Origin of the sequence: Nonomuraea sp. NPDC050547 (genome assembly GCF_044457345.1) — a bacterium.
GTDB lineage: Bacteria > Actinomycetota > Actinomycetes > Streptosporangiales > Streptosporangiaceae > Nonomuraea.
Window position 1 is genome coordinate 112,094 of the sequence record NZ_JBITGW010000003.1, and the last position, 23,130, is coordinate 135,223.

Annotated in this window: 20 protein-coding genes; 9 read left to right on the forward strand and 11 right to left on the reverse strand. The window is 71.4% G+C overall.

The window, feature by feature from the left end:
- Positions 1 to 40 precede the first annotated feature (40 nt).
- From ACIBHY_RS08100 to ACIBHY_RS08110, 3 genes are all read left to right on the forward strand, one after another.
- Complete coding sequence (locus tag ACIBHY_RS08100) at positions 41 to 958, forward strand: hypothetical protein (protein WP_397306289.1); 918 nt, start codon at positions 41 to 43, stop codon at positions 956 to 958.
- A gap of 78 nt (positions 959 to 1,036) precedes the next feature.
- Complete coding sequence (locus ACIBHY_RS08105) at positions 1,037 to 2,338, forward strand: lanthionine synthetase LanC family protein (protein ID WP_397250130.1); 1,302 nt, start codon at positions 1,037 to 1,039, stop codon at positions 2,336 to 2,338.
- A gap of 13 nt (positions 2,339 to 2,351) precedes the next feature.
- Positions 2,352 to 3,302, forward strand: a complete 951-nt coding sequence (locus tag ACIBHY_RS08110; protein ID WP_397306290.1) for a glutathione S-transferase C-terminal domain-containing protein — start codon at positions 2,352 to 2,354, stop codon at positions 3,300 to 3,302.
- A gap of 81 nt (positions 3,303 to 3,383) precedes the next feature.
- On the opposite strand, the gene ACIBHY_RS08115 is transcribed toward ACIBHY_RS08110, so the two are convergent.
- A complete protein-coding gene (locus ACIBHY_RS08115) occupies positions 3,384 to 5,138 on the reverse strand; it encodes a glycoside hydrolase family 15 protein (RefSeq protein WP_397250126.1) in 1,755 nt (584 codons plus the stop codon).
- A gap of 84 nt (positions 5,139 to 5,222) precedes the next feature.
- Positions 5,223 to 5,828 carry a YitT family protein gene (locus tag ACIBHY_RS08120; RefSeq protein WP_397250124.1) on the reverse strand — a complete coding sequence of 202 codons (606 nt, stop codon included), beginning with the start codon at positions 5,826 to 5,828 and terminating at the stop codon, positions 5,223 to 5,225.
- A gap of 72 nt (positions 5,829 to 5,900) precedes the next feature.
- On the opposite strand from ACIBHY_RS08120, the gene ACIBHY_RS08125 reads away from it, so the two are divergent.
- The gene (locus ACIBHY_RS08125; protein WP_397306291.1) at positions 5,901 to 7,328 is read left to right on the forward strand and encodes a PLP-dependent aminotransferase family protein; all 1,428 of its coding nucleotides are present in this window, start codon (positions 5,901 to 5,903) and stop codon (positions 7,326 to 7,328) included.
- A 70-nt stretch (positions 7,329 to 7,398) separates the two neighbouring features.
- Here ACIBHY_RS08125 and ACIBHY_RS08130 read toward each other — a convergent pair whose 3' ends face one another.
- From ACIBHY_RS08130 to ACIBHY_RS08140, 3 genes are all read right to left on the reverse strand, one after another.
- Positions 7,399 to 7,893 carry a hypothetical protein gene (locus ACIBHY_RS08130; protein ID WP_397250120.1) on the reverse strand — a complete coding sequence of 165 codons (495 nt, stop codon included), beginning with the start codon at positions 7,891 to 7,893 and terminating at the stop codon, positions 7,399 to 7,401.
- A gap of 126 nt (positions 7,894 to 8,019) precedes the next feature.
- A complete protein-coding gene (locus tag ACIBHY_RS08135; protein WP_397306292.1) occupies positions 8,020 to 9,069 on the reverse strand; it encodes a hypothetical protein in 1,050 nt (349 codons plus the stop codon).
- A 68-nt stretch (positions 9,070 to 9,137) separates the two neighbouring features.
- Complete coding sequence (locus ACIBHY_RS08140; RefSeq protein ID WP_397250116.1) at positions 9,138 to 10,976, reverse strand: AMP-dependent synthetase/ligase; 1,839 nt, start codon at positions 10,974 to 10,976, stop codon at positions 9,138 to 9,140.
- A 151-nt stretch (positions 10,977 to 11,127) separates the two neighbouring features.
- Between ACIBHY_RS08140 and ACIBHY_RS08145 the strand changes: the two genes are divergently transcribed.
- Entirely contained in the window at positions 11,128 to 12,615 is a 1,488-nt protein-coding gene (locus ACIBHY_RS08145) for a peptide MFS transporter (RefSeq protein WP_397250114.1), read from the forward strand.
- Positions 12,616 to 12,625: 10 nt separating this feature from the next.
- Positions 12,626 to 13,240, forward strand: a complete 615-nt coding sequence (locus ACIBHY_RS08150) for a trimeric intracellular cation channel family protein (protein ID WP_379639182.1) — start codon at positions 12,626 to 12,628, stop codon at positions 13,238 to 13,240.
- Here the strand turns inward: ACIBHY_RS08150 and ACIBHY_RS08155 are convergent.
- From ACIBHY_RS08155 to ACIBHY_RS08170, 4 genes are read right to left on the reverse strand one after another with little or no spacing between them, the layout of a single operon-like run.
- Positions 13,237 to 14,043, reverse strand: coding sequence for a carbohydrate ABC transporter permease (locus tag ACIBHY_RS08155; RefSeq protein ID WP_397250112.1), 807 nt, complete (start codon positions 14,041 to 14,043; stop codon positions 13,237 to 13,239). The genes ACIBHY_RS08150 and ACIBHY_RS08155 overlap by 4 nt on opposite strands.
- Positions 14,040 to 15,023 (reverse strand): carbohydrate ABC transporter permease, encoded by a 984-nt coding sequence (locus tag ACIBHY_RS08160; protein WP_397306293.1) that lies wholly within the window; start codon positions 15,021 to 15,023, stop codon positions 14,040 to 14,042. Before ACIBHY_RS08160 ends, ACIBHY_RS08155 begins: the two co-directional genes overlap by 4 nt.
- 4 nt (positions 15,024 to 15,027) lie before the next feature.
- Entirely contained in the window at positions 15,028 to 16,251 is a 1,224-nt protein-coding gene (locus ACIBHY_RS08165; protein WP_397306294.1) for an extracellular solute-binding protein, read from the reverse strand.
- Positions 16,248 to 17,213, reverse strand: coding sequence for a LacI family DNA-binding transcriptional regulator (locus ACIBHY_RS08170; RefSeq protein WP_397306295.1), 966 nt, complete (start codon positions 17,211 to 17,213; stop codon positions 16,248 to 16,250). The genes ACIBHY_RS08165 and ACIBHY_RS08170 overlap by 4 nt, the downstream gene beginning before the upstream one ends.
- An 89-nt stretch (positions 17,214 to 17,302) precedes the next feature.
- Here ACIBHY_RS08170 and ACIBHY_RS08175 point away from each other — a divergent pair, with 89 nt between their 5' ends.
- The gene (locus ACIBHY_RS08175; RefSeq protein ID WP_397306296.1) at positions 17,303 to 19,333 is read left to right on the forward strand and encodes a glycogen debranching N-terminal domain-containing protein; all 2,031 of its coding nucleotides are present in this window, start codon (positions 17,303 to 17,305) and stop codon (positions 19,331 to 19,333) included.
- 36 nt (positions 19,334 to 19,369) lie between these two features.
- On the opposite strand, the gene ACIBHY_RS08180 is transcribed toward ACIBHY_RS08175, so the two are convergent.
- Positions 19,370 to 20,275: a VOC family protein gene (locus ACIBHY_RS08180; RefSeq protein ID WP_397306297.1), complete on the reverse strand. Its 906-nt coding sequence runs from the start codon at positions 20,273 to 20,275 to the stop codon at positions 19,370 to 19,372.
- 45 nt (positions 20,276 to 20,320) lie between these two features.
- Positions 20,321 to 21,106: an isocitrate lyase/phosphoenolpyruvate mutase family protein gene (locus ACIBHY_RS08185; protein WP_397250100.1), complete on the reverse strand. Its 786-nt coding sequence runs from the start codon at positions 21,104 to 21,106 to the stop codon at positions 20,321 to 20,323.
- 120 nt (positions 21,107 to 21,226) lie between these two features.
- Between ACIBHY_RS08185 and ACIBHY_RS08190 the strand changes: the two genes are divergently transcribed.
- The gene (locus ACIBHY_RS08190) at positions 21,227 to 21,838 is read left to right on the forward strand and encodes an alpha-ketoglutarate-dependent dioxygenase AlkB (protein ID WP_397250098.1); all 612 of its coding nucleotides are present in this window, start codon (positions 21,227 to 21,229) and stop codon (positions 21,836 to 21,838) included.
- Between the two features lie 75 nt (positions 21,839 to 21,913).
- Positions 21,914 to 23,101 (forward strand): RtcB family protein, encoded by a 1,188-nt coding sequence (locus ACIBHY_RS08195; RefSeq protein ID WP_397306298.1) that lies wholly within the window; start codon positions 21,914 to 21,916, stop codon positions 23,099 to 23,101.
- Positions 23,102 to 23,130 lie beyond the last annotated feature (29 nt).

Below are 23,130 nucleotides of genomic sequence, written 5' to 3' on the forward strand. Positions count from 1 at the left end.
AAACACGCAGGGACGAAACCGGCATGAGGGGATAGAGCGCGTGAAATTCTTCAGGCGTGAGCCGTCCCGCCGCCGCCCTGAGGACGTGGACCTCGATTCGCTTCTCGCCCTGGTGGCGGACTCGCTGGGTTACGGCTGCGACTTCGCCGCCGACGGTGCCACCCTGACCCTGACACCCGGTCCGGACGGTGGCGTCCGGTCGGCGTTCGACCTGGGCAGGGACACCCGGCCGATGCGCGACGGACTCGTTCTGGTCCGGCTGACCGGCCTGCGCAGGGAGGCCGGTCGACGGCCCCGCGAGGACTGGCCCACGCTCGTCTCCGAGCACCTCGGCAACGCGGTCTCCGGTGACCTGGTCGATTTCTGCGACCTGGACCAGGTGCGCATGCTGCTGCGTACCCGCGTGGAAGCCGTGGACGCCGTCGAGGACCTGACCCGCGTCGTCGGCCGCCACCTCAACGGCGACCTGGTGGAACTGCTGAGCGTGGGCCCCCGCCTGATCCGCCCGGAGGAGGCCGGCTGCTGGCCGCTGCCGTCGGCCAAGGCGCTCGAACTGGCCTCCAGGAACGTACGCGAGGGCGAGCGGCTGACCGTCGAGTCGATCGAGCTGTCCGGCACCCCCGTCACCCGCCTGACCGGTCCCTCCCCGACCGCACCGACACACCTGCGCTGGCTGCCGGACTACCTTCCGGTGCCGAGGGACGGGGTGCTGGTGGTTCTGCCCGACCCGTACACGCTGCTGGTGCACCCGGTCAACGGCCTCGGCGTCGTACGCGCCATCGAACGGCTGCGCCTGCACGCCGCGAGGACCGACGGCATGAGCGACCAGGTGTACTGGTGGCACGAGGGCCGCCTGACCCACCTGAGGGCCGACATCGTCCTGCACGAGGGCCACGCCCGCCTCGTGGTCACCCCGCCCCCGGACTTCGCTCAGGTCCTCGCCCGCCTGGCCGTCTGAGCCGCGTTCCGGCCCTTCCACGCCGGATGACCCGTCGATACCTTAATTTCCTACCAAATGTGTGGGATAGTTGCGAGGGTGAGCCACGAGCGGACCACTCCTCTGAACGCGGCCATCCTGGCCGGACGCTGGATCAGGTCGGCGGGGTCCGACCACGGGCACGGGCGGCGCTGGCAGGCCAACCCCGACCACCGCGGCCGCGCGGCCGTGGGATCGGAACCCGCCTCCCTGTACGCGGGCGCCGCCGGCATCGTGCTGTTCTTCCTCGACCTGGCCGCCGCCACCGGCCACGAGGCGTACCTGGAGGAGGCCCGCCAAGGCGCCCGATACCTGGCCGCCACCTGGCGTGAGCAGCAGGACCTCACGCTCTACCACGGCCTGGCCGGGACCGTCTTCGCGCTCACCGAGGCCGGATGGGTGCTGGGGGAGGAGCGGCTCGAAGACGAGGCGCGGGCCGCCGCCGGCCACATCGTCGCCAGGGCCCGTCCGCTGGCAGGAGGACTGGGCTGGTCGAACGACCCCGCCCAGAGGGGTGACGGCGGGATCGTGCTCGGGCTGCTGCGCGCCGCGGCCATGCTTGGCGTGCCCGCCTACGAGCAGGCGGCGCTGGAGGCGGGCGAGCGCATCAGGGCGCAGGCGGTGCCGGGGCACCAGTTCGGGGACTGCCCCGGCATCCCGACCGACGCGGTCACGCCCGGCTTCTACAGCGGTACGGCCGGCACCGCCTTCCTCCTGGCCCGCCTGTACGGCGTCACCGGCGACGAGCGTTTCCTGGAGGCGGCCAGGCGCGGCTCGGGGTTCGTCAAGTCGGTGGCGGTGGTGACGAACCACGCGGCGTACGTGCCGCACCACGTGCCGCACGGGCGCGGCCTGCACTATCTCGGCTACTGCTCCGGCTCGGCGGGCGTGGCCCGCATGTTCTACGAGCTCTACCGCGTGGCCGGCGAACTGGGCGACCTCGACTGGACCGAGCGCCTGGCCGCCGGGATCATCGCCAGCGGCGTGCCGTACCAGCAGACCAACGGCTACTGGAACTCCGCCTGCCAGTGCTGCGGGACGGCCGGGCTCGTGGAGCTGTTCGTGGGGTTGTGGGCGGTGACCGGCCACGAGCCGTACCGGGAGTACGCGCGCACGCTCGCCGAGCACCTCATCGGCCGGGCGACCGGGCACGACGGGCGGGGGAACCGGTGGTACCAGGCCTACCGGCGGCTGCGGCCGGGGGAGGTGAGCGCGGACACCGGCTACATGGTCGGGGCCGCGGGCATCGGGGCGGCGCTGCTGCATTTGGACGCGGCCGAGCAGGAGGGCGAGACCCGCCGGGTCATCCTGACGCCCGACAATCCCTTCCCGGCGATCCCGTCCCCGGCTTTCTTGCATTGACAGAGGAGCTCCGATGACCGTCTTCGCCCCGCCCGCCGATCAGGCCGCCTACGGTCCCTACGGTCCGGGACGGCTGCACACCTCGCCGGAGTGGAACCGCCCGATCTACCCCTTCCAGGGCCGCGTCGGCGCCGACCCGTTCCCGGCCGAGCCGGGCCGCTACCACCTGTACGCCGCCCACCTGTGCCCGTGGGCGCAGCGCGCGACGATCGTGCGCACGCTCGCCGGGCTGGAGCAGGTGGTCGGCCTGAGCTACGTCGACGACGAGCGAGACGGCCGCGGCTGGGCCTTCCGCGAGCGCCGCGGCCCCGACCCGGTGAACGGCTTCGCCTTCCTTGAGCAGGCGTACGAGGCCACCGAGCCCGGATACGCCGGGCACATCTCGGTGCCGGTCCTGTGGGACCGGGCAGGCGGCAGGATCGTCAGCAACCACTACCCGGACATCACCCTCGACCTGGCCACCCGATTCGCGCGCTGGTCGGACTCGCCGGAGCGGCTGTACCCGGCCGAGCTGCGGGCGCTGATCGACGCGCGCAACGACGAGATCCTCCACCGGGTCAACCGCGGCGTCTCCCTCGTGGGCCGGGCGCGCACCCAGGAGGAGTACGACGACCTGCGCCAGCGTGTGGTCGCCGCCTTCGAGAGCCTGGACGCGCACCTGGCCGGGCACCGCTACCTGGTCGGTGAGCAGCTCACCGAGGCCGACGTCCGGCTGTGGGTGACGCTGGCCCGCTTCGACCTCGGCTACAACCCGGCCAACAGGATCAGCGAGCGTCCCCTGTCCGGCTTCCCGCATCTGTGGGCCTACGCCCGCGACCTCTACCAGCGCCCGGCCTTCCGCGATACCACCGACTTCACCACGTTCGGCCACCGCCCGCCCGAGGACAACCCGGACGTCAAACGCATCGATGTCGCGCCCGGCGCGGCCGACTGGGACGAGCCCCACCGCCGGGGACCCGCGTGAGCACGCCCGCCGCCACGGCGGCCTCAGTACCCGGTACGGCCGCGCCGCCGCGGCGGCCGTGCCGTTATTCGGCGGGACGGGTCACGACAGGGCGCGGGCGGCGTGGACCAGGGGCACGTGGCTGAAGGCCTGCGGGAAGTTGCCGACGAGCCGGGCGTAGCGGGGGTCGTACTCCTCGGCCAGCAGTCCCAGGTCGTTGCGCAGCCCGAGCAGGCGGGTGAACAGCTCTTCGGCCTCCTTCTTGCGTCCCTGCAGGGCCATGACCTCGACCAGCCAGAAGCTGCAGGCCAGGAACGCGCCCTCGGCCCCGGCCAGGCCGTCGACGTCGTTGTCGGCGGCCACCGGGTAGCGCAGCACGAACCCGTCGGACAGCAGTTCCTTCTCGATGGCGGCCACCGTGCCGGTCACCCGGGGGTCGTCGACGGGCAGGAAGCCGATGAGGGGCATGAGCAGCAGCGCCGCGTCCAGTTCGGTCGAGCCGTAGGACTGGGTGAAGGTGTTGCGTACCGGGTCGTAGCCCTTGTCGCAGATCTCGGCGTGGACGACCTCGCGTAGCCGCTTCCAGCGGTCGACCGGGCCGACGCGGCCGAACTCCTCCACGTAGCGGACCGCCCGGTCCAGGGCGACCCAGCACATGATCTTGGAGTGGGTGAAGTGGCGGCGCGGGCCGCGTACCTCCCACAGGCCCTCGTCGGGCTCGTCCCAGTGTTCCTCGACGTAGGCCAGCAGCTCGCGCTGGATGGCCCAGGCGCGGTCGTCGGCGCCCAGGCCCATCTTCCTGGAGACGAACAGGCAGTTCATGACCTCGCCGTAGACGTCGAGCTGGAGCTGGTTGACGGCGTTGTTGCCGATGCGCACGGGGCGGGAGTCCTCGTAGCCGTCCAGCCAGGCCAGTTCGAGCTCGGGCAGGCGGCGCTCGCCGGCGACGCCGTACATGATCTGCAGGTCCTGCGGACGGCCCGCGATCGCGCGCAGCAGCCACGCGCGCCACTCGCCCGCCTCCTCGATGTAGCCGGAGCTGATGAGGGCGTCGAGGGTGAGGGTGGCGTCGCGCAGCCAGCAGAAGCGGTAGTCCCAGTTGCGCACGCCGCCGATGTCCTCGGGCAGCGAGGTGGTGGGCGCGGCGACGATGCCGCCGGTGGGGGCGTAGGTGAGCGCCTTCAGCGTGATCAGCGAACGTACGACGGCGTCGCGGTGGGGGCCCTCGTAGGTGCACCTGGCCACCCATTCGGCCCACATGGCCTCGGTCTCGGCGAGCTGGCCCTCGGCGGAGATCTCGCGGGGCATCGGCTCGTGCGAGGGGTGCCAGGTGAACACGAACGGCAGCCGCTGGCCCTCGCGGACGGTGAACGTGGCCCGGTGGGCGTAGTCGCCGCCCTTGAGCGGGACGGGGGAGTGCAGCCAGACCGAGTCGGGGCCGCCGATGGCCTGCAGGTGGCCGTCGCTGCGGCGCACCCACGGCACGATGCGGCCGTAGTCGAAGCGGACGCGGAGCTGGGTGGAGACCTCCACCTCGCCGCTGACGCCTTCGACGATACGGACGACGTCGGGGTTCTTGTCACGCGGCGGCATGAAGTCGATCACGCGGACGGTGCCCGTCGGGGTGTCCCACTCGCTCTCCAGGATGAGCGTGTCGGGCCGGTATCGGCGTCTGGTCGCCGCCCGCCTGCCGGTGGGGCCGAGCCACCAGTGCCCGTTGCGTTCGCCGCCGAGCAGGGCGGAGAAGCACGACGGGGAGTCGAACCTCGGCAGGCAGAGCCAGTCGATGGAGCCGTCTCTGCCCACCAGGGCCGCCGACTGCATGTCCCCGATCATCGCGTAGTCCTCGATCCGCATGGGACCGACGCTACCCGTCCGCGGGGTGGTCCCGTGGAAGCTATCGATCATGTCGCGTCATGTCCGTCAGCTTCCACGGGAGGTTCAGGGGGTCTCTCGCGTCAGCGGGAACCAGCGGGTGAACATCTGCGTGAGCGGGCCGATGGCCAGGGCGAAGACGAGGGTACCGAGGCCGAGCGTGCCGCCGAGCAGCCAGCCGACGCCCAGCGCGGTGATCTCGATGAGGAAGCGGCCGAGCCGTACCGACAGGCCGAGGCGCATGAGGCCGGTCATGATGCCGTCGCGCGGGCCCGGGCCCAGCCCCGCGCTGATGTAGAGCGCGGTGGCCAGGGCGATGGTGACGACGGCGGTCAGCAGGTACGTCCAGCTGAGCGCCCAGTGGCCCGGGGTGGGCAGCAGCCAGATCGCGGCGTCGGCGAACAGGCCGAGGAAGACGACGTTGCTGATCGTGCCGATGCCGGGCTTCTGCTTCAGCGGGATCCACAGCAGCATCACCAGCGCGCCGACCGCGATGATGATCGTGCCGATGGTCAGGCCCGTCCTGAGTGCTACGCCCTGGTGGAAGACGTCCCACGGGCTGTTGCCCACGCCGGACTCGATCTGGAGGCCGATGCCGAGGCCGTACAGGGCCAGGCCGCCGTAGAGGCGCAGGAGACGGGACGGAAGGGAACCCACGGTAGGGACGGACATTTCGCTCATAGTGGTCTCATGGTGGCAGGGGTTTGGGTTGCGCTAAAAGGGCCAATCGTGAAAAGTGGCCTTATGAGGTTCTTGAGTGCGGTGCAGGTCGCGAGGCTCGTCGCGGTGCCGCGGGACGCCCGTCCCTACTACCGCGCGCTGGCCGGCGCGGTGCGGGCGCGCATCCTGGACGGCCAGATCCCGGTCCGCGTGCGCATGCCCGCCGAACGCCATCTGGCCGAGCAGCTTCGCGTCAGCCGCACCACCGTGACCTCCGCCTACGACCTGCTGCGCGAGCAGGGCTACCTCGGCAGCCGCCAGGGCTCGGGCAGCTGGACGGAGCTGCCCGACCCGGCCACCACCGTCGACAACCCGTGGCTGTCCACCGGCGACGACGGGCTGCTCCAGCTGCACTGCGCCGCCCCCGGCGCCACCTCGCACCTGCGCGAGGCCATGCTGGATGCGGTCGACGACGTGGGCCGCTACGGCATGGGCAACGGCTACGACCCGATGGGCCTGGCCGTCCTGCGCGAGCGCATCGCCGCCCACTACGGCGCGCGTGGCCTGGCCACCCGGCCCGAGCAGATCCTCGTCACCACCGGCTCCCAGCACGCCATCCAGCTCGTCATGGGGCTGCTCGTCGGCTCCGGCGACACCGTGCTCGTCGAGTCGCCCACCTATCCGCACGCCATCGACGCCGCCCGCCAGCGCGGCGCCAGGATCGCGCCGGTCGGCATCACCCACGCGGGCTGGCAGGCCGACCTCGTCGCGGGCGCGATGCGGCAGTCGGCGGCCAGGCTCGCCTACCTGATGCCGGACTTCCAGAACCCCACCGGGGCGCTCATGGACGACGCCACCCGGGCGGCGGTGGTGGGGGCGGCCCGCCGTACCGACACCATGCTGCTCATCGACGAGACCTGGGCGGAGCTGGCGATGGAGGAAGTGCCGGGCACCGCGCCGATGGCCGCCTTCGACACCGACAGCCGCGTGATCACGATCGGGTCGGCGTCCAAGCTGTGGTGGGGCGGGCTGCGTATCGGCTGGATCCGCAGCACCGAGGCGCTCACCCGCCGCCTGGCCCTGCACCGCGCGGCCGTCGACATCGCCAGCCCGGTGATGGAACAGCTGATCGTGGCGCGGCTGTTCGACCGGATGGAGGAGACGCGCGCCGAGCGCCGCCGCACGCTGCGCGCCTCGCGTGACGCGCTCGTCGCCGCGGTGCGTGCGCACCTGCCCGAGTGGAGCTTCACCGTCCCGCGCGGCGGCGGCACCCTGTGGATACGGCTGCCGCGCGGCAACGCCATCGCCTTCGCCGAGGCCGCGGCCACCCACGGGCTACGGCTGGCGCCCGGCCCCTGGTTCGGCCTGGAGGGAACCCTGGAGTCCTACGTCCGCCTGCCGTTTACCCAGCCTCCGGCGGTGCTGGCCGAGGCGGCCCGCATGCTCGCGGCCGCCGACGCCCGCGGCCCGGTCGGCCCCCGCCCGGCCGAGACGCTCATCCCGATGGTCTGACTCCTGGTGCGGACAGCGAAACGCCCGGCCCTTCGGGACAAGAGGGCCGGGCGTTCCGCTTGCGCTGTGACTAGTGGCGAACGACCCTCACCCAGTCGGTCGCGGCCGAGCCCTCGAGGTACCTGCTGCCCTCGAAGACCGCCTTCCACGTGCCGGAGGTCCAGGCGCGGGCCCCGGTGTGGAAGTAGCCGCCGTTGTCCGTGCGGACCGTGTCGACGTAGTGCCAGCGGCCGGAGTAGTTCGGCTTGAAGAGGATCGTGATCCGCTTGCCGCCGAGCCAGTACCAGCTGCCCTCACGGCAGTGGTCGGCGTTGAACACCTGCACGTAGCCGTTGATGTAGTCCTCGTCGCACTGCACCGAGAGCTTGCCCTCAAGGGTCAGGCGCGAGCCCTTCCAGACCGGCTCCGGGTTGGCGTCGAACGACAGGCGGGTGTTGCCGCCGTCGCCGTAGTCGCCGGTGTCGAAGCCGAGGCCGGGAGGTTCGGCCATGGCGGGAGTGGCGGTCGCCAGCACGGCGGTGCCGAGCGCGGCAGCAGCTGCCGCGGCCGCGAGACGTCGCATCATCTAAAAACTTCCTTCCCCGTCGAGACGTGCTCCGGGACAGAACACGTCTACGCCAATGACGCGCAAAGGCAGGGAAAGGTTGCCGCCAGAATGATCACGATTCGGCAACGGCCGGTAAAGCGAAGGTCAAGGACGATCTCCGATATGTTCGACCGAGGAGAGTTCGGCGGCGTAGTGACCGGTTCCCGGGAACCGGGCCCGCCACTGCCCCTTCGCCGGGCCCAGCACGGTCTTGCCGAACTTGCCCAGTTCCGAGGTGGTCGCCACGGCCTCCTGCTTCCACGGCGACTTCTCGTCGCGGCGGTGCAGGATTTCCATGCGCTGGTTGCCGAACGGGGCGTAGTCGGTGAAGCCCATCGGGTCCACGCGGGTCAGCACGCCGCGCAGCCGCACGGCCTTCGTGCCGGCCACCTTGGTGGCCTGCACCGAGGTCAGGCGGGTCTCCTTGCGCAGCTTGAACGTCTTGTACGCGGTCACGCTCCTGCCGTCGGGGCTGGTCGCCGTGGCGACGATCGTCCAGGTGCCCGACGGGTAGTAGCGGGTCAGGCCCTTCTCGGGCAGGAAACGCCAGGTCTGCCAGCCGTCGCCGCGGCGCATCGGCTCGGCCTTGTCCTCCTGCCACTGCGGCGCCCGCCACGGTACGGCGAGCCCGGGAGCGGGCGGCAGCGGCGCGGGCACCGGCGGGACCTGGGAGGGCGCGACCGACGGCAGCGCGGAAGGCGCGGCGGACGGCAGCACGGACGGAAGGGCCGACGGAAGAGCCGACGGAGCCACGGACGGCAGAGCCGACGGCACCGCGGACGGCGCGACCGAGGGCACGGCTGACGGCAGGGCGGACGGCGCGACGGACGGGACGACGGTGGGCGCGGGCAGTGGAGGCGACGGATCCAGCGGCGGCGGGGTCACCGGCGGCGGATCCACGGGGTCCACCGGAGGCGCGGGCACCCCGTCCGGTGGCGCGCCCGGGTCCACCTTGACGGTGACCCCTTCGCGGCCGTCCACCCCCTGGGCGACGACCTCGATGACGAGGCGGACCGATCCGCTGGGCCCGACCACCGGATCGGCCGGACGTATGGTGATCTCTCGGATGGCGGGCTCGTCCGCCGCGTTGGCCGCCGGCACGGGTACCGCGAGGGCTCCCACCGCGAGCGAAGCCAGAAGGACTCTGCTAGTCATGATCAAGACGGTAGGAACCATCCGGTAATGGCCAGGGGTAGGACACACGCCCCCAACGGCAAAAGCCGTCAGTCCACGTAAAGCCCCTCGATGACGTCGGCGTACTTGGCGTGGATGACGCGCCGCTTCAGCTTCAGGCTCGGTGTGAGCTCCGCCGTCTCGGCCGTCCACTCGCTGCCGATCAGGGCCCAGCGCTTGACCTGTTGCACCCGTGCCAGCTTGGCGTTGGCCGCCTCCACGGCCCGTTCGACCTCCTTGAGCACCTCGCCGTTCTGGGCCAGTTCGGCCAGTGAGGAGAAGGCGACGCCGCGGGCCTGCGCCCACGCGGGCGCGAGCTCGGCGTCGAGCGTGAGGACCGCCACCGGGTGCGGGCGGCCGTCACCGTAGGCGAGCGCCTGGCCGATGAGCGGGTGCTCCTTCAGGTGGCTCTCGATGTTGGCGGGCGAGATGTTCTCGCCGCCCGCGGTGATGATGAGCTCCTTCTTGCGGTCCACGACCCGCACGAAGCCGTCCTCGTCGATCGAGCCGATGTCGCCGGTGTGCAGCCAGCCGTCCTCGTCGATCAGGGCCGCGCTCTCCTCCGGCCGGTTCAGGTAGCCGCCGGTGTTGAGCGGGCTGCGGGTGAGGATCTCGCCGTCCTCGGCGATGCGGATCTCGACGCCGGGCTCGGCCCTGCCCACCGTGCCGAGCTTGTAGTCGGCGGGGCTGTTGCCGGTGAAGGCTCCGGTCGTCTCCGTCATGCCGTACACGTCGATGACCTTCAGGCCGAGGCCGGCGAAGAAGCGCTGCACTTCGCCTGGCAGCGGCGCGGCGCCGGTCGCCGTCCACTGGGCCTGGTCGAAGCCGATCATCGAGCGGACCACCGACAGCAGCGCCTTGTCGGCCTGGTCGTAGGCGGCCTGGATCTCGGGGGTGATCGTGCCGCCGTGCTGGCCCGCCTCGACGTAGGCGACGCCGGCCGCCATGGCCTGCCGTACCTGCTGCTGCTGTTCTTCGGGCTGGGTGGCGAGGACGGCCTGCAGGCGCGCCATCATCTTCTCCCACACGCGCGGCACGCCGAAGAACATCATCGGCCGGACCTGCCCCAGCGTGGCGCCGAGGTTGGCCAGGTCGGTGCAGAAGTAGACGTGCGAGACCTTCATCAGCGGCAGGTAGAGGCTGAGGACGCGCTCGGCGATGTGCGCGTAGGTCAGGTAGCTGATCTGCGTGCCCTGGACGGGCAGCGTGGTGAGGCGGTCGGTGGAGGCCACCTCGTAGAAGACGTTGCGGTGGGTGAGCGGCACGCCCTTGGGCATGCCGGTGGTGCCCGAGGTGTACAGGACCGTGACGGTGTCGTCGGCGCTGACGGCCCGCCAGCGGGCGTCCACGGCGTCGCGGCCCGCGGCCAGCGCGCGCTCGCCGAGCGCCAGGAAGTCCGCCCATGACAGGAAGCGCTCGTCGCCCTCGGGCGCGCCGTCCAGCACGATGATCCGCCGCAGCTCGGTGAGCTGGTCCAGGACCGGCATCCAGCGGTCCACGTCGGCCGGGCCGCCCAGCACGGCGTAGCGGGCGCCGACGTCGGCGGCCACGAAGGCGATCTGCTCGGCGGCGAAGGTCGAGTAGATGGTGCAGCCCACGCCGCCCGCGTGCACCGCTCCGAGGTCGGCCAGCACGTGCTCGCCGCGGTTGACCATCATCAGCGCCACGGCCTCGCCGGGCTCCAGCCCGAGCTCCGCGAACGCCGCCGCGATCGTCAGCACCCTCTCGCGCGCCTCGGCGTAGGTGAGTGTGCGCCAGCCCTCGCCCTCGGGGTCGGAGTAGGCGGGGGAGCCGGGATGGTCGGCGGCGACCTGTCTCAGCTGCTCGCACACGGTACGGCCGGCGATCTGCGACTCGATCTCGGCCCGTACCTCAAGGACTTCGGCCATGGCGCCCGCCTCCAGTCAGTATTCACTTGCACGAGTGGGATGCATCGCACCACACGCCGGGGGAAGCGGCAAGACCCTGTGAGACAGCTTCACGAGACCGGTCACGTAGAGTGTTGGATCACATGCACAACGTGTCGTTCGGGGGGCGCGCATGAGCAGCAGCGGCAGGACGTTCTTCGGTCATCCCTGGGGTCTGGCCACGCTCTTCGGCACCGAGATGTGGGAACGTTTCAGCTGGTACGGGCTGCGCGCCATCCTGGCCACCTTCCTGGCCGCCTCCCCGGCCACCGGCGGCCTCGGCATGACCGAGGAGACCGCCCAGGCCGTCGTCGGCGTCTACGGCGCGCTCATCTACCTCGTCGCGCTGCCCGGCGGCTGGGTCGCCGACCGCATCCTGGGCGCCCGCAGGTCGGTGTTCTGGGGCGGCTTCGTCATCATGCTGGGCCACATCAGCATGGCCATCCCGGTCCAGGGGCCGGCCTTCATCGCGATCGGCCTGCTGCTCATCATCACCGGCACCGGCCTGCTCAAGCCCAACATCTCGGTGATGGTCGGAAAGCTCTATCCCGAGGGCGACGACGGCCGCCGCGACTCCGGCTTCTCGTTGTTCTACCTGGGCATCAACCTCGGCGCCTTCTTCGCCCCGCTGGTCGTGGGCTGGCTGGCCGCCGACGACCGCTGGCACCTCGGCTTCGGCGCGGCGGCGGTCGGCATGGCGCTCGGCCTGGTGCAGTACACCCTCGGCCGCAAGCAGCTGCGCGGCGTCGGCGACCGGCCCGGCGAGCCGCTGACCCCGGCGGAGCGCACCAAGGTGCTGCGGCTGACGCTGGTCGGCGTCGTCGTCGTGCTGGCCGTCCTGGCCGTCTGGATCGCCAGCGGCACCTTCGACCTCGACCGCTTCACGCTGGTCGTGACCATCGTCATCCTGGCCGTGCCGATCGTCTACTTCCTCTACGTGCTGCGCGGCCCCCACGAGCTGACCGCCGACGAACGTTCCAAGATGAAGGCCTACATCTGGTTGTTCATCGCCGCGGCCATCTTCTGGATGATCTACGACCTGGCGCCGAGCAAGCTGCTGTTCTTCGCCCAGAACAACACCGACCTCAACCTGCTGGGCGTGCCGATCCAGGCGGCCACCACGCAGTCGTTCAACCCGCTGTTCATCATGATCTTCGTACCGGTGTTCGCGGCGCTGTGGCTCAAGCTCGGCAACCGGGTCAGCACGCCGCAGAAGTTCGCGTTCGCGCTGATCATGGTCGGTCTGAGCTTCGTCGTGATGGCGCTGGCCGCCAAGCTCGCCGAGAGCGGCAAGGTCAGCGTGTGGTGGCTGGTGCTGGTCTACCTCATCCAGGTCTTCGGCGAGCTGTCGCTGAGCCCGGTCGGGCTTTCGGTCACGACCAAGCTCGCACCCGCGGCCTTCAAGGGCCAGATGCTCGGCGTCTGGTTCATCGCCGTCTCGGTCGGCGACGCGGTGGGCGGCCAGACCGGCAGGCTGAGCAGCGTCATGTCCGACACCACGTACTACCTGGTGCTCGCCGCGATGGCGATCGTCGCGGGAGTGGCGCTGTTCATGTTCGTGCGCAAGCTGAGGGAGATGATGGCCGAGCACGACACGCCGACGATGCCCCCGATCCGGTAAAACATCCACCGTGTCCGAAATTCTCGACCTGGCCGGAATCTTTGTCTTCGCCCTCACCGGGGCGCTCATGGGCGTCCGCAAACGGCTGGACGTGGTCGGGATGGCGGTGCTCGCCTCGATGACCGCGCTGGGCGGCGGCATCGTCCGCGACCTCATCCTCAACGTACGGCCCGCCGCCTTCCAGAGCCTCGGCTACGTCCTGGTGCCGCTCGCCGCCACGGTCATCGTCGCCTTCTGGCATCCGCACGTGGCCAGGGTCATGCCCGCCATCATGATCCTCGACGCCGCGGGCCTCGGCCTGTTCTGCGCGGTCGGCACCGAAAAGGCCCTCGAATACGGCCTGAACCCCCTGCACGCGGTCCTGCTGGGCGTGACCACGGCGGTCGGCGGCGGCATGCTGCGCGACCTGCTGGCCGGCGAGATCCCGACCCTCCTGTACGACCGCCAGCTCTACGCCGTGCCCGCGATGGTCGGCTCCGCCGTCATGGGCGCCCTGTACGTCTACGACCTGCACGGCTGGCCCGCGACGCTGGCGGCCGCCGTGATCGCCTTCGTCCTGCGCATCGCCGCCATGAGGTACGGCTGGCGCGCCCCCCTGGCCCGCGGCGTCCGCCCCGACGGCTAGCCCTTGTCGGCTCCCCGGTTCTGGTCGCGGACGAAGTGGCGCTGGAAGACGACGAAGATGACGGCGACCGGGATCGTCGCCAGCAGTGCGGCGGCGAGCTTGAGCGGGAACTGGGTGCCGCCACCGAGCGAGCCGCTGACCAGGTCGGCCAGCCCGCGCGGAAGCGTGAACAGCGCCGGGTCCTGCACGGCGACCAGCGTGTGCGGGAACTCGTTCCACGAACTCTGGAACGACAGGATCGTGAGCGTGATCAGCGCGGGCCGCGACATCGGCAGGACCACGGACCAGAAGACGCGGAAGGTCCCCGCGCCGTCCAGGCGGGCCGCCTCCTCGACGCTGCGCGGCACCGACTCGAAGAACTGCTTCATCACGAACACCCCGGCCGCGTCGGCGACGACCGGCAGGATCAGCGCCAGATAGGAGTCGTACATCCCCAACTGGTTCAAGACCAGAAATTTCGGGATGAAGAGCACGACGCCCGGCACCGCCATGATCGCGATGATCGCCGCGAACAGCCCGCGCCGCCCCCGGAACCGCAGCCTGGCCAGCGCGTACCCGGCCATCGAGTCCAGCAGCAGCCGCCCCAGCGTGAGCACCACGGTGACCAGCAGCGAGTTCGTCAGCCAGATCGGCATGTCCGTGCCGAAGAACACCCGCTCGAACGCCGACAGCGTGGCCGGGTCGGGGATGGGCGAGAGCGGGTGGGCGGAGGCGTCCGGATCGGTCTTGAAGGAGTTGGCGATCTGGATGACGAACGGGTAGACGAAGGCGATGGAGAAGACGATCAGGACGACCCGCCTCATGCTTTGCGCTCCCTCATGATCCAGCGCTGGAGCAGCGTCAGCAGGACGATGATCAGGAAGAGCACGAACGAGATCGCCGTGCCCGAACCGTAGTCGAAGTCGCGGAAGGCCGTCCGGTACGACAGGAACGCGGGCGTCAGCGTGGTCTTGGCCGGATCGCCCTGGCTCATCACGTAGATCTGGTCGAACACCTGCCAGGTGCCGATCAGCCCGAGCGTCAGCACGAGGAACATCGTCGGCTTCAGCAGCGGCAGCGTCACCCTCAGGAAGCGCTGCCGGCGCGAGGCCCCGTCGATCATGGCCGCCTCGTCCAGCGTCCGCGGGATGTTCTGCAGCGCCGCGAGGAACATGAGCATGAACGTGCCCGACGTCGTCCACACCACCAGCACGATGATCGCGCACATGGCCACGCTCGGCCCCGACAGCCACTCCCACCAGGTCAGGCCCAGCACGCCGTTGCCCATGAGCGCGGCCGGCGGATCGCCGACGAGGAGCTGGATCACCCCGCGCGGATCGGTGAACCACTGCGGCCCGTTCACCCCGAGGAACCCCAGGACCTGGTTGACCGCCCCGGAGTTGCTGAAGATGAACAGGAACACCACGCTGATCGCCACCGAGCTGGTCACCGAGGGGAAGTAGAACGCGGTGCGGAAGAAGGTCCTGCGCTTGTTCACCGCCAGCGCGAGGCCCAGCGCCAGCGCCGTCTGCAGCGGCACGACCACGGCGACGTAGTAGACGTTGTTGCGGATGCTGGTCATGAAGTTCTCGCGGGCCAGGCCGTCCTCGGTGAACAGCCGCGCGTAGTTCTCCCCGCCCACGAACGGCACGCCCGCCCGGAACGGGGTGCCCTGCCCGTTCCATCCGGTCAGGCTCACCCAGAGCGCCATGAGGATCGGCAGCAGCATGAACAGCCCGAGGATCGCCACCACCGGCGCCACGAACAGCCACCCCGCGAGGTTCTCCCTGGTACGGCTGCGCATGACGTCAGCCGAGCGCGCTCTCGGTGTTCTTCTGGAGCCTGGCCAGGATCGCCTTGGGATCCTGGGTGGCGAGCTGCTGCAGCGAGGTGTCGTAGTCCGACAGGACGCTGTCCATCTTGGGGGCGTTCACCGGCCCCTGCGCGTACTCCGCGCCGTTGACGAACGCGCCGTCGCCGGGGAACTCCTTGAGGTAGGTGTCCTTGGCCGACTGCCGTGAGGGCATGACGCCGAACGCCTTGGCGAAGACCATCTGCTGCCCGGCCTTGGTCATCGCCTCGACGAACGAGATCGCCGCCGCCTTGTTCTTCGACTTGGCGGCGATGCCCCAGCAGTTGGTGAACGACAGCGTGCCCCTGCCCTTGGGCCCGGCGGGCAGCTCGTGCGCGGAGTAGGCGACGCCGGGGTAGTCCGCCCGCATCGCGCCCTTGATCCAGTTGCCCTCGATCGTCATCGCGGCCTTGCCCTTGCCGAACGCCTCGCCGCCCCACTCGGCGTCGAGCGTCTTGGCGAACTGGGCCCGCTTGTCGGCCAGCAGGCCCTTGACGTACTCCAGGGCGGCCAGGTTCTCCGGACTGTCGCCGGTGGCGCGCTTGCCGTCCTCGCTGGTGATCCAGCCGCCGGACTGGACCATGAAGACGCCGAGCCGGTCACGGGTCTCGCCGAACGCCAGCGGCGCCACGCCCTTGATCTTCTCGGTGACGGCGGCGAGCTCCTGCCAGGTGGCGGGGATGTCGCCGGCGGTCAGCCCGTTCTTCTTCCAGAGCTCGTCGTTGACGATCAGGGCGAGCGTGGAGAAGTCCTTGGGCGCGCAGTAGAACGTGCCGTCGTAGGTGAACGTCTCGCGCAGGCTCGGGTAGAAGTCCTGGGCGTCGGAGATCTTGTCCCCGTAGGGCTCCAGGGCGCCCACGCTGGCGTAGTCGGCGAAGCGCGCGGCGTCGACGTAGAAGACGTCCGGCGGGTCGCTGCCCGCGAACGCCTGGCCGAGCTGCTGGTGGATGTCCTGCGCCGGGGTGACGGCGGCGGTGTTGCCGCTGGCCTTGGCCCAGGCCTCGGCCGCCTGCTTGACCGCGTTCGTCTCGACCTCGCCGGAGGAGGCCATCAGGATCTGGAGCGCGGCCGGGCCGCTGCTCTGCTGCGCGGGCGCCGCCCGCTGGTCGTCGAAGCCACTGCCGCAGGCCGTGGCCGACAGGAGTACGGCTGCCGCCGCGGGGATCGCGAGGCGTTTCATGAGGGGGGTTCCTTCCGGATGACCAGGGAGGGGGTGAGCAGCACGTGCGCCGCCGCGGGCCGGCCGGACAGGCGGCCGGTGAGCAGGTCGACGCAGTGCGCGGCGGCCTCGGCGAGGGGCTGGCCGAGGCTGGTGAGGCCGACGGCGGCGGCGACGGGGGTGTCGTCGAACCCGACCACGGCCGGCAGGACCTGAAGGGCGCCGAGTGCCACGGAGTCGCTGACGCAGACCAGGGCCGTCGCGCCGCGCCCGGTCAGCTCCCGCGCGGCCGCCCGGCCCTGGGCGCTGGAGCCGTCGGTCTCCAGCGCGAGCCCGGCGTCGAGCCCTTCCGCGGCCAGCGTCCTGGACCAGCCGTCCTTGCGGTCGTCGCCGACGCCGGAGCCGGCCTCCCAGCCGATGAAGCCGATCCGGCGGTGGCCCTCGCCGAGCAGGTGGCGGGTGGCGGACTCGGTCCCGGCGGCGCCGTCCACGTCCACCCACGGGTGGCCGGCCGCCGGCGCGCCCCACGGCCGGCCGAAGGTGACGAACGGCAGGTCGCGCTCGGCCAGCCAGGAGGCGCGCGGGTCGCCGTGGTGGGTGCTGGTCAGCACGAACCCGTCGGGCTCGAACTCGCCCAGCAGCTCATCGATCGTGGCGATCTCGGCGCGGTCGCCGGCGGCGGCGTAGAGCAGCACGCGGTAGCCGGACCTGGCCGCCGACTCGGTGAGGCCGTGCAGGAAACGGTCGAAGACGTTCATGCCATCCTGGGTGGTCTCGATCCGCACGGCCAGCAGGCGCGAACGTCCGGTCCGCATCTGCCGGGCCGCGGCGCTCACCCGGTAGCCGAGAGTCTCCACGGACGCGAGCACCCGCTGCCGTGTCTCCTCCTTGACCACTTCGGGGGAGTTGAGCACGTTCGACACCGTCTGGCGGGAGACGTTGGCATGACGGGCCACGTCGGCGATCGTCACCTTTTCCGGCATTTACGACCTTTCTAGGGGTTTGATCGATCTAAAAGGTGTGTGACAGGATTAGATCGTTCAAGTAAACGGAGTGTCAAGGGGTCCTCACCGTGCACGACCACCGTCTGCAACCGCTCCTGCACGACCTCGTCAGCACCGTCCTGGCCCCGACGAGCGCGCTCAGCGGGGCGGACGGCCAGATCAGGCCCGCCGGGGTGCAAGGGCTCTTCCACGCCGACAGCCGCGTGCTCTCGCAGGCCAGGCTGGAGATCGACGGGCGCGAACCGGAGCCGATCGGCCACGCCGTACCGGCCGCGGGGCTCGCCCGCTTCGTCTCCCTGGCCCGGTGGCTGGGCGACCGCGCCGCCGACCCCACCGTCCGGGTCGAGCGTGTGCGGCGGGTCACTCCGGGCGCGATGGCCGAGGAGATCACGATCGCCTCCACCGCGTCGGCCCCCTTCACCTGTACGGTCACCGTCACCCTGGCCGGCGACTTCGCCCCCATCGACGTGGTGAAGTCGGGCGGCGGCGCCGTACCCCTGAAACCCGAGACCACCGGCGGCGAGCTGGTCTGGCGCTCCGGAGGCGCCCGCGTCACCGTCACCTCTTCCGACGGCGGCGAGCGGAGTGAGGCGGGCACGCGGTGGGAGGTGACGCTCGCGCCCGGCGAGCGGCGCACGCTGCGGTGGAACGTCACCGTCACCGACCCGCGCGCGGTCGTCGCGGCACCGGCCGGCCCCCGCGAGTGGAGCAGACCGGAGATCGAGGCCGACGACGCCCGGCTGGTACGACTGGCCCGCCAATCGCTCGACGACCTGGAGTCACTGCGGCTCACCGTGACCGGGGCGCCCGGAGAGACGTTCCTGGGCGCGGGAGTGCCGTGGTTCCTGACGCTGTTCGGCAGGGACAGCATCTGGGCCGCGCGCATGATGCTGCCCCTGGGCACCTCCCTCGCGGCGGGCACGCTGCGCGTCCTGGCCCGCCTCCAGGGCGCCACGTCCGACGCCGCCACGGGCGAGGCGCCCGGCAAGATCATGCACGAGCTGCGCGGGCACGGGTTCGTCCTCGACAGCGGGCTGCGGCTGCCGCCCACCTACTACGGCACCATCGACGCCACCCCGCTCTGGATCGCCCTGCTGCACGACGCGTGGCGCTGGGGCCTGCCGGAGCAGGAGGTGGCCGGCCTGCTCCCCGCCATGGAGGCCGCGCTCGGCTGGCTGGCCACCGACGGGGACGCCGACGGCGACGGGTTCCTGGAGTACCTGGACGCCGGTGGCCGCGGGCTGGCCAACCAGGGATGGAAGGACTCCGGCGACGCCGTCCGCTTCCGCGACGGCACGCGGGCCGAGCCGCCGATCGCCCTCGCCGAGGTCCAGGGGTACGCGCACGAGGCGGCCCTCGCGGGGGCGGCGCTGCTGGAGGCGTTCGGGCGGCCCGGCGCCGATCGGTGGCGTGACTACGCGGGGCGGCTGGCCGAGCGGTTCAGGGAGCGGTTCTGGGTGGACGGCGGCTATCCCGCGCTCGCCCTCGACCGCGACAAGCGCCCGGTCGACGCGCTGACCAGCAACATCGGGCACCTCCTCGGCACCGGCATCCTGACACCCGGCGAAGAGCGGCGGATCGCGCGGACGCTGGCCGATCCCGCGATGTCGGGCGGGTTCGGCCTGCGCACGATGTCGGCGGCGGACGCGGGGTTCAGCCCGTTGTCCTACCACTGCGGTTCCATCTGGACGCACGACACCGCGATCGTCATCGCCGGTCTCGCCCGCGGCGGTCACGGCGCGCTCGCCGCCCATCTGGCCGAGGGGCTGCTGTCGGCCGCGGAGACCTTCGGTTACCGGCTGCCCGAGCTGCACGCGGGGGACGAGCGCTCGCTGATGGGGCGGGCGGTGCCGTATCCGGCGGCCTGCCGTCCGCAGGCCTGGTCGGCGGCCTCCTCCCTGGCGATCGTTCACGCCGCTGTCGGGCTCTATCCGGATGTCCCGGGCGGGCGGGTGCTGATCCGCCCGGGGGCGCCGCTGGGCGCGCTGGCCGTCCGCGGGCTTCGGGTGGCCGGAGCGCCCGTGGACGTGACGGTCGACGGCTCGGGCGCGGCGCGGGTCACGGGCCTGCCTCCGGGGCTGCGGGTGGAGGGACGCTAGCGCCCCTGGTGCGGCCGCGATCCTCCCGGCGGCGCTTCAGCTCTCCTGGCGGAAGATGATCGCGGCGCCCAGCGCGGCTTCGGCGGGGACGAAGATCTCGCCGGTGCCGGTTGTGGCGAGGGGGACGTCGTTGCCGCGCAGGAAGCGCTCGGTGGCGGCGAGGTCGCGTACCGACACCGCGTAGGCGACGAACGCCGGCAGGGCCGGTGGGCGCTCGCCGGGCAGCAGTCCGGGCAGCGCCGAAGCGGGCACGATCCTGACGCCCGCCCAGCCGTCGTAGCGGCGCCGCGCCGCGGCCGCCTCCTCGTCGGTGTCCTGTCCGGCGTCCTGGCCGGCATTCTGGCCGGCATTCTGGTCGGCGACGCACAGGACGCACTCCACCAGGGCGGTCGCGCCGTTGGCGTGCTCGACGGCCAGGGCCGCGGAGTCCGGGCCGTTCTCGGCGAACCCGATCCTGCCCTCCGGCAGCGGGCCGGAGATCTCCAGGTAGCGGGCGGGCTCCATCGCGGTGCCCGCGGCGGTCTCGACCGGGCGCTGGATGGCGTGCACCCCGCCGTGCCCGACGCCGTCGGCGCTGAGCCGCGCGGCCACCGCGTCCAGGTCGGAGGTGCCGGCGATCACGATGTGCAGGCCCTGGAAACGCTCCAGGAAGCCCGCGATGGCCGCGGACGCCGCCCGGATGGCCGCCACCAGCCCCGGCAGCTTGTCGTCCGGCACCCGCAACGGGATCGGCCGCGCCTCGCCGGGCGTCCCGTCGAGCACCGCCACCAGCTCCACGAACCCGTCGGCGAGGTAGATGTGCGCGTTCGCCACCCCGAACGGCCGCTCGACGCCGGGCAGCACGGGATAGGCGGGCGGCGCCACCGTGAACCCGAGCTGCCGGTAACGCCGCGCCGCCCCCTCCATGTCACCGATGACATGCCCCACATGATGCAGACCCACCGCAAACCTCCTTTAGGAGTCAACTCCCAAAGAAGAGTACACTCTCTATTTATAGAGAGCATTCATTTTGTCGTACGGCAGGCCGTCCCCCGTGGCGTCGTACCCGCCCTTCTCCAGCAGTTCCGCCGTCGCCCTCGCGGCCAGCGCGTAGGCGGCCTGCGCGATCGCCGAACCCAGGCTCACCCGCGCCACCCCGGCCGAGGCGAACTCCGCCACCCCCGGCGCCCCCGCCCACGCCATCGCCGCGACCGGCAGCGGCCCGGCCGACAGCTCGGCGAGCGCCCCCAGATCGACCAGCCCGGGAACGAACACGCTGTCGGCCCCTGCCGCCGCGTACGCCTCGGCGCGCCGCTTCACCTCGTCGAGTCGCCCGCTGCCCGCGAGATAGACGTCCGTACGCGCGTTGATCCACACGCGCACGCCCAGCCGGTCGGCGGCGGCACGGGCGGCGGCCAGCCGTTCGGCCTGCTCGGCGGGGTCGAGCATCACTCCGGCCACGCGGTCCTCGATGTTCACCCCGACCGCCCCGGCCTGCACGACGGCGGTCACGGTCGCCTCGACCGAGTCGTACCCGGCCTCGATGTCGGCCGACACCGGCAGCCCGACCGCCGCCGCGATCCGCTCGACCACCGCGGCCACCCGGTCGGCGCCCAGGTCCGCTCCGTCGGCGAACCCGAGCGACCAGGCCATTCCCGCGCTGGTCGTCGCGATCGCCCGTGCCCCCGCCGCGGCGATCGCCACCGCCGAGCCCACGTCCCAGGCGTTGGGCAGCAGCAGCGGATCTCCGGGACGGTGCAGGGCGGCGAAGGTCTCTGCCTTGGAACTCGTCATGCGGCCGACCCTACGCGGGCCGCCCGCGCCTCCACCGGCCGGATTCGGACCTCATCCAGCCCCCGGGGATGGCCGGATATGACCGGAAGGGGCGGGCGCGGGTGCCGTACACCAGGAGGCATGGACCAGCTCGACCTCTTCGCGCAGCAGGCGCCGAGCCTCGACCGCACGTTCGCGACCGCCCGCCGCTTCCGGCTGGACGAGACCTCCTGGGTGGAGCACGTGCCCGCCTGGCTGACCGGCGCCGAGCACCTGCTGCACGCGCTCATCGCGGGCGCGGCGTGGGAGCAGCGGCTGCGGCGCATCGCCGACCGCATGATGGTGGAGCCCCGGCTGACCGCGGAGTATCCCGACCTCGCCGACGCGCCCCACGACCTCCTCCGAACGGCCGCCGCCGTGCTGTCGGCCCATTACGGCGTGCCGTACGACGGACTGTGGATCAACTTCTACCGCGACCACCGCGACAGCACCGGCTGGCACGGCGACTGGGCCACGTGCAGGCGCGAACTGTGCGTGGTCCCGGTCCTGAGCCTGGGCGCGACCAGGCGCTTCCTCCTGAAGCCGCGCGCCGGCGGCCGGAGCGTCGCGCTGACCCCCGGCGCGGGCGACCTGGTCGTGATGGGCGGACGCTGCCAGCGCGACTGGCGCCACAGCGTCCCCAAGCAGACCACCCCGTCCGGCCCCCGGGTCAGCGTGAACTTCTCCAGCCGTCTCCAGTCCCGGGGGCGTTAAATGGGTTGCCCGGGGTGACGCGCTTCTGGCGTCATTGATCACGTTCGGGATGTACCCGGGAGGAGGCGATACGAGATGACGTACAACGAGGTGACCGGCACCCGCAGGCCGATCAGGATGTGGGCGGAGCCCGGGTCCGTCGACCCGCAGGCGATGCAGCAGCTGCGCAACGTGGCGAACCTGGAGTGGGTCCACGGTGTCGCCGTCATGCCGGACGTGCACCACGGCAAGGGCGCGACGGTGGGCTCGGTCGTCGCGATGAAGGACGCCGTCTCCCCGGCCGCGGTCGGGGTGGACATCGGCTGCGGGATGACCGCGGTCAAGACGTCCTACAAGAGCTCGCAGCTGCCCGACAACCTCGCGTACCTGCGCGGGAAGCTGGAGCGGGCGGTCCCGGTCGGCTTCGGCCACCACAAGCTGCCCGTCGATCCGGCCACGGTCCAAGGGCTGAAGACGTCCGGGTGGGGCGCGTTCTGGAAGGGCTTCGACGAGCTCGCGCCGCAGGTGCACGCCCGCAGGGAGCGCGCCGAGGTGCAGATGGGCACGCTCGGCGGCGGCAACCACTTCCTGGAGATCTGCGCGGACGACGAGCAGTGGGTCTGGGTGGTGCTGCACTCCGGCTCGCGCAACATCGGCAAGGAACTGGCCGAGCACCACATCGGCGTGGCCCGCGGCCTGTCGCACAACCAGGGCCTGGTCGACCGCGACCTGGCGGTCTTCCTCGGCGGCACGCCGGAGATGGACGCCTACCGCCGCGACCTGTTCTGGGCCCAGGACTACGCCCGCCGCAACCGCGCGGTCATGATGGGCCTGGTCTGCGACGTCCTCAGCCGCCACCTCCCGGACATCACCTACGACCAGCCCATCTCCTGCCACCACAACTACGTGGCGGAGGAGAGGTACGACGGGGTGGACGTGCTCGTGACCCGCAAGGGCGCGATCCGGGCGGGGAGCGGTGACCTGGGCATCATCCCCGGTTCCATGGCCACGGGCACCTACATCGTGAAGGGGCTCGGGAACGCGGCGGCGTTCAACTCGGCCTCGCACGGCGCGGGACGCAAGATGAGCCGGACGAAGGCGAAGAAGACCTTCACCGTGAAGGACCTCCAGGAGCAGACGTTCGGCGTGGAGTGCCGCAAGGACGCGGGGATCGTGGACGAGATTCCGGGTGCCTACAAGGACCTGGAGTCGGTCATGGCGGCCCAGACCGACCTGGTGAAGGTGGTCGCGCACCTGCGCCAGCTCATCTGCGTCAAGGGGTGACGGTCCGGGATCGTCTGACTATGGTCAGA

Excerpts from the sequence above, each read along its gene's own strand:
- ACIBHY_RS08155 (WP_397250112.1), bottom strand. The coding sequence starts at position 14,043 with ATGAGGCGGGTCGTCCTGATCGTCTTCTCCATCGCCTTCGTCTACCCG.
- ACIBHY_RS08145 (WP_397250114.1), top strand. The coding sequence starts at position 11,128 with ATGAGCAGCAGCGGCAGGACGTTCTTCGGTCATCCCTGGGGTCTGGCC.
- ACIBHY_RS08125 (WP_397306291.1), top strand. The coding sequence starts at position 5,901 with ATGAGGTTCTTGAGTGCGGTGCAGGTCGCGAGGCTCGTCGCGGTGCCG.
- ACIBHY_RS08165 (WP_397306294.1), bottom strand. The coding sequence starts at position 16,251 with ATGAAACGCCTCGCGATCCCCGCGGCGGCAGCCGTACTCCTGTCGGCC.
- ACIBHY_RS08135 (WP_397306292.1), bottom strand. The coding sequence starts at position 9,069 with ATGACTAGCAGAGTCCTTCTGGCTTCGCTCGCGGTGGGAGCCCTCGCG.
- ACIBHY_RS08160 (WP_397306293.1), bottom strand. The coding sequence starts at position 15,023 with ATGCGCAGCCGTACCAGGGAGAACCTCGCGGGGTGGCTGTTCGTGGCG.
- ACIBHY_RS08140 (WP_397250116.1), bottom strand. The coding sequence starts at position 10,976 with ATGGCCGAAGTCCTTGAGGTACGGGCCGAGATCGAGTCGCAGATCGCC.
- ACIBHY_RS08130 (WP_397250120.1), bottom strand. The coding sequence starts at position 7,893 with ATGATGCGACGTCTCGCGGCCGCGGCAGCTGCTGCCGCGCTCGGCACC.
- ACIBHY_RS08185 (WP_397250100.1), bottom strand. The coding sequence starts at position 21,106 with ATGACGAGTTCCAAGGCAGAGACCTTCGCCGCCCTGCACCGTCCCGGA.
- ACIBHY_RS08190 (WP_397250098.1), top strand. The coding sequence starts at position 21,227 with ATGGACCAGCTCGACCTCTTCGCGCAGCAGGCGCCGAGCCTCGACCGC.
- ACIBHY_RS08115 (WP_397250126.1), bottom strand. The coding sequence starts at position 5,138 with ATGCGGATCGAGGACTACGCGATGATCGGGGACATGCAGTCGGCGGCC.
- ACIBHY_RS08120 (WP_397250124.1), bottom strand. The coding sequence starts at position 5,828 with ATGTCCGTCCCTACCGTGGGTTCCCTTCCGTCCCGTCTCCTGCGCCTC.
- ACIBHY_RS08195 (WP_397306298.1), top strand. The coding sequence starts at position 21,914 with ATGACGTACAACGAGGTGACCGGCACCCGCAGGCCGATCAGGATGTGG.
- ACIBHY_RS08110 (WP_397306290.1), top strand. The coding sequence starts at position 2,352 with ATGACCGTCTTCGCCCCGCCCGCCGATCAGGCCGCCTACGGTCCCTAC.
- ACIBHY_RS08170 (WP_397306295.1), bottom strand. The coding sequence starts at position 17,213 with ATGCCGGAAAAGGTGACGATCGCCGACGTGGCCCGTCATGCCAACGTC.